The 11,887-nt window shown below is 67.1% G+C and carries 9 protein-coding genes; 3 read left to right on the top strand and 6 right to left on the bottom strand.

Going from position 1 to position 11,887, the window contains the following annotated elements:
- Positions 1–198: 198 nt before the first annotated feature.
- Both AB0J62_RS13310 and AB0J62_RS13305 read right to left on the bottom strand, forming a co-directional pair.
- Entirely contained in the window at positions 199–750 is a 552-nt protein-coding gene (locus AB0J62_RS13310) for a helix-turn-helix domain-containing protein (RefSeq protein ID WP_363868698.1), read from the bottom strand.
- Entirely contained in the window at positions 751–1,797 is a 1,047-nt protein-coding gene (locus tag AB0J62_RS13305; RefSeq protein ID WP_363868695.1) for a hypothetical protein, read from the bottom strand.
- Between the two features lie 450 nt (positions 1,798–2,247).
- Between AB0J62_RS13305 and AB0J62_RS13300 the strand changes: the two genes are divergently transcribed.
- Positions 2,248–2,409 (top strand): hypothetical protein, encoded by a 162-nt coding sequence (locus tag AB0J62_RS13300; protein ID WP_363868692.1) that lies wholly within the window; start codon positions 2,248–2,250, stop codon positions 2,407–2,409.
- Positions 2,410–2,487: 78 nt separating this feature from the next.
- Here the strand turns inward: AB0J62_RS13300 and AB0J62_RS13295 are convergent, their stop codons facing one another.
- Both AB0J62_RS13295 and AB0J62_RS13290 read right to left on the bottom strand, forming a co-directional pair.
- Complete coding sequence (locus tag AB0J62_RS13295) at positions 2,488–2,898, bottom strand: hypothetical protein (protein ID WP_363868689.1); 411 nt, start codon at positions 2,896–2,898, stop codon at positions 2,488–2,490.
- Complete coding sequence (locus tag AB0J62_RS13290; RefSeq protein ID WP_363870439.1) at positions 2,898–3,413, bottom strand: DUF2231 domain-containing protein; 516 nt, start codon at positions 3,411–3,413, stop codon at positions 2,898–2,900. The genes AB0J62_RS13295 and AB0J62_RS13290 overlap by 1 nt, the downstream gene beginning before the upstream one ends.
- 834 nt (positions 3,414–4,247) lie before the next feature.
- Here AB0J62_RS13290 and AB0J62_RS13285 point away from each other — a divergent pair.
- Together AB0J62_RS13285 and AB0J62_RS13280 are read left to right on the top strand one after the other, a co-directional pair.
- A complete protein-coding gene (locus AB0J62_RS13285) occupies positions 4,248–8,216 on the top strand; it encodes an ExeM/NucH family extracellular endonuclease (RefSeq protein WP_363868686.1) in 3,969 nt (1,322 codons plus the stop codon).
- Between the two features lie 626 nt (positions 8,217–8,842).
- Positions 8,843–10,105, top strand: coding sequence for an MFS transporter (locus tag AB0J62_RS13280; protein ID WP_363868683.1), 1,263 nt, complete (start codon positions 8,843–8,845; stop codon positions 10,103–10,105).
- Between the two features lie 477 nt (positions 10,106–10,582).
- On the opposite strand, the gene AB0J62_RS13275 is transcribed toward AB0J62_RS13280, so the two are convergent.
- Both AB0J62_RS13275 and AB0J62_RS13270 read right to left on the bottom strand, forming a co-directional pair.
- Positions 10,583–10,819, bottom strand: a complete 237-nt coding sequence (locus tag AB0J62_RS13275) for a hypothetical protein (RefSeq protein ID WP_363868680.1) — start codon at positions 10,817–10,819, stop codon at positions 10,583–10,585.
- A 568-nt stretch (positions 10,820–11,387) separates the two neighbouring features.
- Complete coding sequence (locus AB0J62_RS13270; RefSeq protein WP_363868677.1) at positions 11,388–11,834, bottom strand: class F sortase; 447 nt, start codon at positions 11,832–11,834, stop codon at positions 11,388–11,390.
- Positions 11,835–11,887: the final 53 nt, after the last annotated feature.

The following is an 11,887-nucleotide window of genomic DNA, read 5'->3' as shown; positions in this document are numbered from 1 at the left end:
CTTTTTCGCCACCAACCCCCCGATTTGGCAAGAATGGGCACCCAGCCAGGCCTGCTGTAGCCGGGGAAATCGGCCGGGCGCGACGAAGTTGCGCAGAGCATCGAACGCGGGCCGGGATGAAATCTGTGCCCGAGGCCGGACCCTCGGTACGCCGTACCCCGTCTCCGAGAAGCGCATCCGGAAGGTATTGGCCGAGAGCTAACTCTTCAGGATCGCGGACGCGACCCGCTCGGTGAGCCAGCGGGTCGCGCGTTCGACACCCCAGCCGAACTCGTCCGCGGCCAGCGCGAACTGCGCGTACCGGAAGTGGAAGAAGATGACCTGCACGGCCTCTTCCACCGTGATCCCGTCGGCCAGGCCGGCGTCCCGCATATCTGTGACGATCTCGCGGAGCGCGTGCTGCTGACGCTCGTCGGCGACCTTCAGAAATGCCTCCGCCGCGGGCGCGCCCGCCGCGGCCCGGGTCACGATCTGGATGATGTCGCCCGACTCCGCATAGATCGCGACGTACCCCTTGGCCAGCGCATCCAGTTTGGCGCGCGCCGGCTCGGCGGCGGCGCACTCAGCGATGATGCTCTGCACCAGGCTGCTGGTGGTCCACATGTCCATCAGCGCCTGGAGCAGGCCCTCCTTGCCGCCGCACTGCGCGTACACCGTTGCCGGTGACACCCCGGCATCCCGGGCGATGCTCTCGACGGTGGTCTGCGCGTACCCGTACCGACCGAACAATTTCCGCGCCGAGCGCACCACCTAGCCCGTCTTGAAGAGAGTTTTCAAGCCGGTGAGGCTGGCAAGACTTCCGAGGAAGCCCGATGAAGCTGAGTCCTTGATCTTCGGCCCGGCTCTGCGCAGGCCGGCCAGGATCAAGGGCAGGAAGATGAGTAGAACGCCGACCACGGCGGTCCCGACGACCCAGCCCGTGTCATCAGGTGGGGCTGTTGCCCCGGTCCGGGCTGCGGCTCGGCTCGCCGTCACCTCGGCGAGTTGTGCCTCGAACAGCTTCTGCCGCAGTGCGGCATCTGCGGCGTTGCCTGTCGGGATCGTCGGCCAGGCGGCCAGACACGCTCCAGTCGTCGGATCTTTCTGCTGGTCGGCCGCGCAGACCACGTCGGCGACGGCGTGATGACTGGGTGGGGTGAGGAACGGAGCGGGCAGTGACACGACTCCGATGCCCAGGGCAACCACTGCACAACGGAGCAGCGGCGCGCGATTGAGCACGCTGGTGTTGGTCCACTGCACGAAGGTTCGGGTGCGGTTCAACTGGGCCTGCAGTGTGCCCGATGCGTCGGCAGGGTCCTTCACCCGGTCTCCCTTGGTCAGGAAGGCGAGATACGCCGTTGCAAGCAGCACCGCGAATCCCAGGAACAAGCTGGGAAGGATGCCGCGAGCAGGCAATGGGTTGTTCGTCACGGAGAAGGCGAGCGTCAGCGCTCCGGTGTAGAGCGCGAAGATCGCCGTAGCAGCCTTCTGCACGAACTCGGAACTCGCCCGGGCGCGATCGATGCCGCCCTTGGCAACTGTCATCACCGCATCGTTGAAGGCAGCGGACGACGCGCGATCCGCATCCAGATCGGCCTTTGCCTCAGCTCTGTCGGCGGCTTCCGCGGCGGCCACTTCACTCAATGCAGCTTCGAGCCTCGATTGGTCGGCGGCTCGCGCCGACTCGTCCCGCTGCGTCGCGAGCGTGATCCGGGCGGCGAAGACAGCAGCTTTCTCGTCCTTGTTCCGAGGCATCGGCAACGACGAGTTGAGCCCGTAGCGTGCTCGCATCAGTCGGCCGGGCCGAGCCTTATCCATCCGAATCGTTCGGCTCGGCGACGTCGGCCTCGAGTTCGCCGCTGTCGACGAGTCTGCCTGTCACGGTGTGCAATGGAACGCTGTCAATATGTACGAGGACCCCGCCCGTGCCCAGCTCGAAGTCCGACTCCTGATAGCGCTGCCGTTCCCAGCGGCAATAGACACCCGCCATAGTCCCCCCAACGTTGTTCCCGTGGACCAGGATGCACGCTCTGTGACGGGCCGTCCAGAGTGCCGCCCTCCAAGCCGCCGTACCCGCCGGGCATCCCAGCCATCCTGCCCGGGGAGCGCATTACGCCGGGCGTCGTCGACTACCTCCGATCGGGCGTCGAGGCAACGATGGTTGGGTACTTGTGGGTCGAGTTTCCATATGAGTGGGAGGTAGCCATGCCTAGCAAGTCTGCGAATGTGAAGAATGAAAAGCAGTATGAGGCTTTGAAGGACAAAGGTATGTCCAAGGAGCGTGCGGCCAAGATCGCGAACTCGCCGAAGTCCAGTGAGCGTGGTGGTAAGCAGAGCGGGAAGGGCGGCAAGAGCAGCCAGGGCGGAACGACTGCGCAGAAGAAGAAGGCCGGTCGCAAGGGTGGCAAAGCCGCCGCATCGAAGAGCTGACGCCCGCGTGCTTTTGTATGCCAGCAGCGAGACTGGCGCCCGCTGAATTCAACGTGACCAACCCCGCAGTGCTGAAGGTCAGCTTTCGCCGACGCCGAGGGCGGTGAGTAGGACCAGCACGATGGTCGCCACGGCGAACAGCCCATGGGTGTACACGATTGGCCTGGGCAAGCCGGACTCGGCTGTGCCGGATTTCGGCCCGCGGCGCCAGCGCAAGAACAGCAGATCGCCCAGGACGGCGATGGCGATCAGGACGACGAACGCCACCCAGGTCAGCGCCTCTGTGTCGGTGACGACATAGACGATCCACAGGATCAAACCTATGGCCGCGAGCGCGAAGTGGCCGAAGATCAGCCCGGGCGGGAATCGGATCGAGGGCTCGCCACCGTCCCGGGCAGCTTGCACACCGCCCTTGGAGATCCACAGGTACAGCATGGTGAGACCGAATCCTGCCGTGACCACCCAGGTCACCAGAGCCGCTATGGCCATCAGGTCTGCTCCTTTTCGGTTGCCCGTGGGTCCTGATATCCCTCGAGCTGAGTTGTCTCGTCGGCGACCCGGACGCCGAACCGGTAGGCGAGCTTGCCGCCCAGGTAGCCCGATACCGACAGGGCGGTCAGGCTGACCAGCGACAGCACGATCAGTCCCCAACCGACCCGCGGCGCTGCACCGTTCCGGAGCAGGTAGCTGATGGTGTACGACGTCGTGACGCCAAGGTTCAGCGACATGTGCACCGTGGCGGTGCGGAAGGCCCGCGTCCGGGGCGGGATCGCGAAGAAGTCCAGGAAACCGAGCATCGCCGCCACGAGAGCACCGAGTACGCCGAGCGCGATCAGCCAGCGGGATCCGCGCGCCAGGAACGCACCGTCGGCGACGATCCGCGACGCCACGTCGAACACCAAGCTGGCACCCCAGCACCCGATCGGGACCGCGACCACCGCCGGGTGAAGCGGATGACCGTACGGCCCAGCGAGCCCAGTCACCGGCCGCTTGGCCTGTCGCATCGGTTCCACGCCACCTCCCGAAAGAACTCGCTCCGCACCTTCGATACGCCGGCGAACAGAGGTTGGTTCAATCACCGCGCTCATCCTGAGGGATTGACGCGCGTGGCCGCATGATTCTGCCGTCACCAGACGAAGCCTTCGTGCGACGTCGAATCAGACATTTAGCGATCACACTGGCCAGATCCTTCGTTCAGTCAATCACTGCGGCGGCTCTAATACTGTGCTGCCCGCCCGATCATCGCAGGAGGACCGTTCATTTCCGTACGCCGCTCGTAATCGGCTTGTCCACAGGGAACAAATGGTTCGCAGCGAAGGGGCTCTTGCGGCTGAACCGCTACGGGGTGAGCACGTTGAGGTGCGTCACAAGATGGACGGCTGGCAGCACTAGACGATCGTGACGATCTTGGACAATCCGCGGTATACGGCTACGCGGTCTACGGTCGCTGGCAGAAGGTCGAGGAGTGCTCAGCTCGAGCAGGGGAAGCGGAAGTCGGGTGGCAAGGCGGCGTGGTCGTTGGTCGATCGCTTGCGAGTGTCGAAGAAGCGTGTGTATGCATTCCGCGGCCGGATCAGGTGTGCGGTCTGTGTCCGAAAGACGGAGGGTGCCGCGCGTCGGGGCGACACGATCTACTACCGCTGCAATGCGCGAGTTCGTGCGCGAGGTCGACCGGTTCCTCGAGGCGGAGCTCAACTGATCGCGTTGGCCGGCCGAGCGCCATACCAGTGATGTAGGGCAGGTGGCTCCGCGGTGTGGTCGGGTCTTCCTTCGGGTGGTTCGCGTATGTAGCATCCGGGCTGTTGCCGGTGGGTCTCACCGGCGGGGGGAGCCTGCAAATGCGTGTGAAGTCGCGTCGCGTTCTGGTTGGTGCTGTTGTCGGTTCGCTCGTGGTTTCAGGGCTGGTGGTTCATCCGGCCGCCCAGGCCGCGGGATTCAGCGCGGGCAATATCGTTGTGGCTCGTGTCGGGGATGGTGGCGTCGCGCTGTCCGGCGCGGCTACTCCGGTGTTCCTCGACGAGTACACCTCGGCGGGCACCTTGGTACAGACGATCCCGTTGCCGACGTCGGCCGTCGGTGCCGATCGGCGGCTCACCATGAGCGGGACGGCGACGTCGGAGGGTGCGCTTTCGCTGTCGGCCGATGGGCGGTACCTCGCGCTGGCGGGCTACGACGCTGACCCGGGGACAGCGAGCGTGGCGTCGTCGTCGACGAGCACGGTCAGCCGGGTCGTTGCCAGGGTCGACGGCAGCGGCGCGGTGGACACGTCGACCGCGATCACGGACGCCTTCAGCGGCACCAACGTGCGCGCTGCGGTGAGTGATGACGGCAGCCGGTTCTGGGCGGTCGGGGGGAACGGAGGGGTGCGACTGGCCTCGCTGGGCGGTTCGGGCGCCACGACGCAGATCAACAGCGCCGCACCGACGAACCTGCGAGTGGCCGGAATCGTCGACGGGCAGCTGTTTGTCTCCACCGGTAGCGGAACCACTGGGATCTACAAGGTCGGGACCGGGCTTCCGGGCACGGGCGGGCAGACGCCGACCCTGACTACGGCGGCGCCGAGCCCGTACGGTTTTGTCGCGCTGGACCGCGACCCGACCGTGCCCGGAGCGGACACGTTGTACGTGGCCGACGACTCGGCCAGCCCGAACGGCGGCATCCTCAAATTCTCCTTCGACGGCACCAACTGGACCGCACGTGGCGCGTTCCGGCCGGCTGGCGGCGGGGCGCGCGGCATCACCGGCTCGGTCACGCCAAGCGGCGCAACCCTGTTCGCCAGCACCACCACGAACGCACTGGTCAAGGTGGACGACGCCGCGGCGTACGACGCTGCGATGACCGCCACCGCGACGACACTGGCTGCGGGGGCTGCGAACACCGCGCTGCGCGGGGTGGCGTTCGCGCCGGCGGGTGCTACGACGGCGCCGGTGATCACCACGCAGCCGCAGGACACGACAATTGCCGCCGGCGGCACTGCGAACCTGACCGCGGCCGCGTCCGGCACCGAGCCCCTTTCGTACCAATGGTTCCAGGGCACCGCGCCGGACACCTCCAACCCGGTCGGGACCGGCACCTCGTTCACCACGCCACCGCTGACGGCGACGACGTCGTACTGGGTGCGGGTCAGCGGTCCGGGTGGGCAGACGAACAGCAGAACCGCGACCGTCAGCGTGAGCGAGTCCTGCTCGGGCAGTCCGGTGAGTATCGGTTCGGTGGAGGGCACTACGGATGTCAGCCCGGTCGCCGGGCAGACCGTGACCGTCCGCGGCACAGTCGTGGCCGACTACGAAGGTGCTCAGCCCGCGCTGCGCGGCTTCTACCTGCAGGACGCCGGTGACGGCGATCCACTGACCTCGGACGGGATCTTCGTCTTCGACAACGGCGCCGACCTGGTGTCCAACGGGGACACCGTGCAGGTGTCCGGTCCGGTTTCGGAGTTCCAAGGCCAGACGCAGGTCACGGCCGCGGCGGCCAACGTCGCCGTCTGCGGGACCAGCACCATTACGCCGACCGACGTGACACTGCCCAGGGCGAGTGCCGCGGATCTCGAGCCGTACGAAGGCATGCTGGTGCGCTTCCACCAGACGCTCACCGTCACCGAGCACTTCCAGCTCGGCCGGTTCGGGCAGGTCGTCGTATCATCCGGCGGGCGGCTGCGTCAGCCGACAGCTGACATCCGCGCCACCGACCAGGCGGCCGTGCAAGCGTTGCAGAACGCCAACAACCTCAACCGGTTGATCATCGACGACGCCACCCAGGCGCAGAACCCTGATCCCATCGTGTTCGGACGAGGCGGACAGCCGCTCTCGGCGAGCAACACGTTGCGCGGCGGGGACACGGTCACCGACCCGGTCGGAGTACTCACCTACACCTGGGCCGGCAACGCGGCCAGTGGGAACGCCTACCGGTTGCGCCCGATCGGGTCCCTGTCCGGTACGGCGGTGTTCGACGCCGTGAACGAGCGGCCGACCGTGCGACCGGACGTCGGCTCTGCCGGTGTCCGGGTGGCGAGCGCGAACCTGCTGAACTTCTTCAACACGTTCACCGGCTGCCATCTCGGCTCGCAGGGTCCGGTGACCGACTGCCGGGGCGCGACCGACAACACGGAGTACCAGCGCCAGTTGGCGAAGGAGGTCGCGTCGCTGCGCTTCCTCAACGCGGACGTCGTCGGCTACATGGAGATGGAGAACGACGGCTACGGCACGGACAGTGCGGTGCAGGCGCTCGTGGACGCGCTGAACGCCGCGGACGGCCCGGGCACGTGGGCCTTCGTCAACCCCGATGTGGCGACGGGCATCGCCGACGTGGCAGGCACTGACGCGATCAAGGCCGGGCTGCTGTACAAGACGGCGGCAGTGCAGCCGATCGCGGGCGCCACGTTCGTCGACCAGAGCCCGCTGTTCGAGCGGCGGCCGGTGGCGCAGACCTTCCGGACCGCGGCCGGTGCCAAGTTCACGGTCATCGCCAACCACTTCAAGTCGAAGGGTTCCTGCCCCACCTCGGGTCCGGACACCGACCAGGGTGACGGGCAGGGCTGTTGGAACGCGCACCGCACCGAGCAGGCCGGCGAGCTGGCGTCGTGGATCGGCAGCACGGTCGTTCCCGCTGCGGGCGATCCCGACGTGCTCATCGTCGGCGACCTCAACTCGTACGCCGGCGAGGACCCGATCGCCGCGCTCGAGGCGGCCGGGTACGTCAACGAGGTCAAGGCCTTCCACGGCCAGGACGCGTACTCCTACGTGTTCGACGGGCAGTGGGGCTACCTCGACTATGTGCTTGCGTCGGGATCGCTGGCGGCACAGGTCACCGGGGCGGGCGACGCGCACCACAACGCCGACGAGCCCTCGGTGCTGGACTACAACACGGACTTCAAGACAGCGAGCCAGCTCGCCTCGCTGTACGCCCCGGATCGCTTCCGCACCAGCGACCACGACCCGGTTCTGGTCGGGCTGAACGTCGATGTGCCGCCGACGATCAGCGGTACGCCGCCCGCGGGTGTGGTCGGTACGCCGTACACCTTCGCGTTCACGGCCACCGGTGCCGTCAGCCTGGCGGGCGGGTCGCTGCCGCCCGGCCTCAACCTGGCGCCGAACGGTCAGCTCAGCGGTACGCCGACGCAGGCCGGCACGTTCGCGTTCACCGTGCGAGCCACCAACGCGGCCGGCTCCGCAGACCTCGCCGCCACGATCACCGTGGCACCGGCTACGACCACGACGACGGTCACGTCATCGGCCAACCCGGCAACGATCGGCGCCCCGATCACGTTCACCGCAACGGTTTCCGGGTCACCGACCGGCGGCACCGTCTCGTTCGCCGTGGACGGCACAGCGCTCGGATCCCCGGTGCCGGTGACGAACGGTGTCGCGACCAGCAAGCCGATCAGCACGCTCGGCGTCGGCGTGCACGCGGTCACCGCGAGCTTCTCCGGCACACCGTCGTACCAGCCGAGCAGCGGCTCGCTGAGCCAGCTCGTGCAGTACGGCGTCCGCGTGCTGTCCCCGACGCCCGGAAGCACTGTGAAGGCCGGCACCCTGATCCCGATCAGGTTCCAGCTCATAGACGCTGCCGGTCGTCCGATCCCCGATCTGACCGCGGTCCTGCTGCTGGCCACCGGACGGATCACGGTATCGGCCACCGGCGCGCAATCCCTACCGACCACGATCCCCGCCTACAACCCGATCGACCACACATACTTCCTGCTGTGGAAGACCACCAAACGCAACCCGGGCAAGGCAACCGTCACCGTCACCATCACCTACCCGAAAGCCCCCACCCAGGTCGTCACGGTCCCGATCACTTTGACGTAACACCCGGCACCAGCTCAACTGGCCACTCTCCGGTACGCCGAAGGCGGGCGCGCCGCCCGCGTCGTCCTTGGGGAACCAGTTGACGTAGAAGATCTTCGGCAGCCGCGCCGCGCCGCGTCGTGCTCTTGCCGACGGTCAGCCAGCGGTCGAAGTACTGCCCGGCGTCGCGGAGATCGGTACGCCGTTCGGGTCGTCGCACCCGTCGGCGATGAGGCGCAGAGTTCGTAGGTGTGATCCGAGCCGCTCGGGTAGTCGACGTGCGTCATCGAGTGGCCCGCTGCGACGTGCGGAGGTCCGCCGTCGGCGTGGTCGGTGGAAGCACGAACGTCGTCTCGGACATGTTCGTCCAGCGCATCTCCCGATGACGACGCGCTGGATGCGGGGACATTGGGAACTGTCATGGCGCTGGCAGGTCTACTCGGCGTGGGCGAGCAGTGGGCGGCAGAACACGTCGGATGCCCGCGACAACTGTGATGTCTGAGCCTGTAGCACTCGCAGAAGCGGGGGCCGCTTGACGTGGGTGGTTATCGGGTCTGTGAAAATGTGCGTGCCCGGCGTGTCCACCTCTTCCAGGGATTCCGCAGCGCGTGGCACACCGTGCACCTCGACCAGGAGACAACGCATCGATGCGATCACCGCAAGTAGGGGTGACTACAGAGTCTGCCTGGCGCTACCTGATCGGGCATGTCGTGCTGCGATGGCTTTTCGCGGCCATGTTGCTCTCGGGCTTCGCCTTGTCGTTGAGCTGGCCGCTGATGGGCCTGTTCCTGACTCAGGAGCTGCATCTGTCGGTGCGGGCCGCCGGGCTGTACTACGTGACGAACCTGGCTGCCCCGGTCGCCGGATTCCTCGTCGGCGCGCTCTCGGATCGATTCGACAAGCGGATCCCGCTCGCCGTGGGAGGTTCGCTGCTTGCTGCCGCGGGCTGGACCGTGATTGCGGTCTGGGAGCAGCCGTGGGTGCCGTATGTGGTGAACGTCGTGGTCCTCAGTCTGGCCGGGACCGCTGGTGGGCTGCTGTTCACCGTGGCCCGTGGTTATCTGGAGCGGCATCCGACGCCGTCGCGGTACGGCGTTCTCGCGCTGTTGCGGATCAGCCAGGCGGTCGGCTGGATCACCGGGCCGGCGCTGGGTGCGTGGCTCGCCACGGTGGCCGGGCTGCGGGAGACGTTGCTGGCCACGGCCGCGTTGTCGGCCGTCGGGGTGGTTCCTGTGGTCTTGGCCGGTCGGCACCTGCCCTCGGAACGTACGAAGCCGCGTTCGGATCCGACTGCTGTGGCAGTTCGCGAATCCGAGCCGCCCGTGCCGCGAGGCCGGTTCGCGTTGCTGGCGATGTTCACGGCGGTGGGTGTGCTGGTGATGTCGGGTGAGTCGATCAAACTGTCGTTCCTCTCGATCTACATGGCCGAGACCCTGCGCGTGAGCGCGTTCGCCCGTGGTGCGGTCATCTCGTTGCAGCCGCTGCTGGAGGTCGTCTTCATGGCCACGCTGGCCCGGCTCGCCGGGCGGTTCGGCGCGCTGAGGGTGTTCACGCTCGGCATCGTGGCAGCGTTCGGGGCCTACCTGTCCTACGCCGTCGCGCAGAACCTCGTCGCGATCGCGATCGGCCAGGTGTTCATGTCGGTCGCCGTCGCAGCGACGGGTGCGTTGGGCGTCGCGATCGCCCAGGACCTCGTGCCCGAACGGCTCGCAACCGCGACGAACACGTTCAGCAGTTCGGTGATGGTCTCCGGAGCGCTCGGCGGTCTCTACACCGGCGTTGCGGGTGACAGCCTGGGTATCCCACATCTGTTCCTGCTGCCGGCCGCGGCCACTGCAGTGGCCGCGGTGCTCTACGCCGCGATGGTCTTCGCCCGGCGCGGACCTTGGGGCCATGGTCTGCGACATTGACTTGAAAGTCTCGGCCGCGACGTACTTGAGGCGTACGTGGACCAGTTGGGCAATGTAGCCAGAGCCCTAACTTCGCACGACCCGAGGAGCCGGGCGAGCTCTACTCGTCGCTTCGGCTGGCGCTGAGGTACAACCCACCGAGCAGATTCTCAAGGTGGAGGTCGATCCGTTGGCCGACCGTGTGGTTAGTTCTGGTGTCCGAGGAGGGACACGCACCTTAACCACACGCCTCGACCTCGCAGCCCAGGAACTGGACAGCGGTGGGTTGCCTCTTCCCTGATAGCAAGCGCGTCTCTGATGCGAGCGCCTCGGGCCGCGGGTGGGGTGTTAAGCTACGTGGCCCAATACAAGGTCGACGATCCGGCAGAGGCCCTTCTCGGGCTCCAGGGAACACTCGCGGGCGGGCACCTCATAAATGACGGCGTTCTTGCCATCGACTCCGCGGCCGGTGTCGATGAGTTCGTGGCGTGTGGTGTCCTACTCGGGTAGGTCCGAGACGAGAAGGGTCTCCAGGATATCGGGGATGAACACGAGCGTGGGTGAGACATCGTCGACAGGGAAGTCTTGCTCCGTGGCGCCGACCAGCCGGCAGAGGGCGACACAGATGCCGGCCAGTGCAAGTTCGTTCGTACACGCACCTAGGCTCTGCAGGACCGCGGCGTCCTCGTCACGTTCAACAAGAATGACGGTCTCTGCGAAGAGCGCCTCGGGCAAACACACACCTGGTCCCATCGCCGTCGGATGCGGTCGGCCTTGACGTAGTCGTCCAAGCGCTCGCCTATCGCGTCGATCGAGGCCGTTGTGAGCACCGTCGATGCGTACGCATCGCCGGGATGTCTGGCTGTCGTGACCCCTCGCACCTCGTCGAGGCGCTGCTCGGCCTGGCCGCGCGGCGGTGGATCTGGCTTCCGAGGAGGGCCGAGAGGTTCGCCGACGTCGTGGAGCCGGTGCGGGCGGTACCCGGCGACGGTGTCACGCTCGTGATCCGGGCCGACGGTCACTGCCGTTCGAGGCGGGTCAGTTCGTGTGGCTGAAGATCGCGGCGAAGCCGTTCGTGCGGGCTGGACTGGCGAGGTCGGGCGGGTCGGCGACGAGTTGCTCGGCTGGAACCTTCCGCGGCGTCCCCATCGGCTCGAGTACTTCGTGTGCGGCCCGGCGCCGATGGTCACATCCGTCAGCCGGGATTTTGTGGACCGGGACGCGGTGCTTGCTGAGAGCAACAGCTCTTGCGTGGCGCGACTGTATCGGTCGGGTACGACTCCGCCGGACGGACCTGGGTGCGCTACTTGCTCAGGTCGGCGAAGACCACCAGGTTGGCCTCGTACCTCGCCGACACGTTGTCGAGTCCGCCGCAGGTGATCAGCCGCAGCCCGGGGTGGTCGATATCGCCGTACACCGCGGCGCTGGGGAACGTGGCCTTCGGATACTGCTGCACCCGGCTCACCCGGAACAGCGCGGCGGAGCGGTCTTGCCGCGTCACTGTGATCGTGTCGCCCGGCTCGAGCCGCGCCAACCTGGCGAAGACGCCTGCCCGGCCGGCCCAGTGGACATGGCCCGCGATGATGGCCGGGCCCTTCTCGCCGGGTGTGGGGGCACCGGTGAACCAACCGGCCGGGAATCCGTTCGGTGGTACCTGCAGGGTGCCGTTGCGTTTGAGGCCGAGACGCACAAGTCCCGAGTCCACCCCGATCGCTGGGATGACCACGCGGATCGGATCGGACTTTCGCATCGGTGCGGACTGTCCGCGCCCCGGCCGTGGTGGCGTTGATGGTTCAGCGGGTG

It is taken from the genome of Kribbella sp. NPDC049584 (assembly GCF_040675555.1).
GTDB lineage: Bacteria > Actinomycetota > Actinomycetes > Propionibacteriales > Kribbellaceae > Kribbella.
The sequence above is the reverse complement of the archived record's forward strand: the minus strand, read 5'-3'. Positions and strand labels throughout refer to the sequence as shown.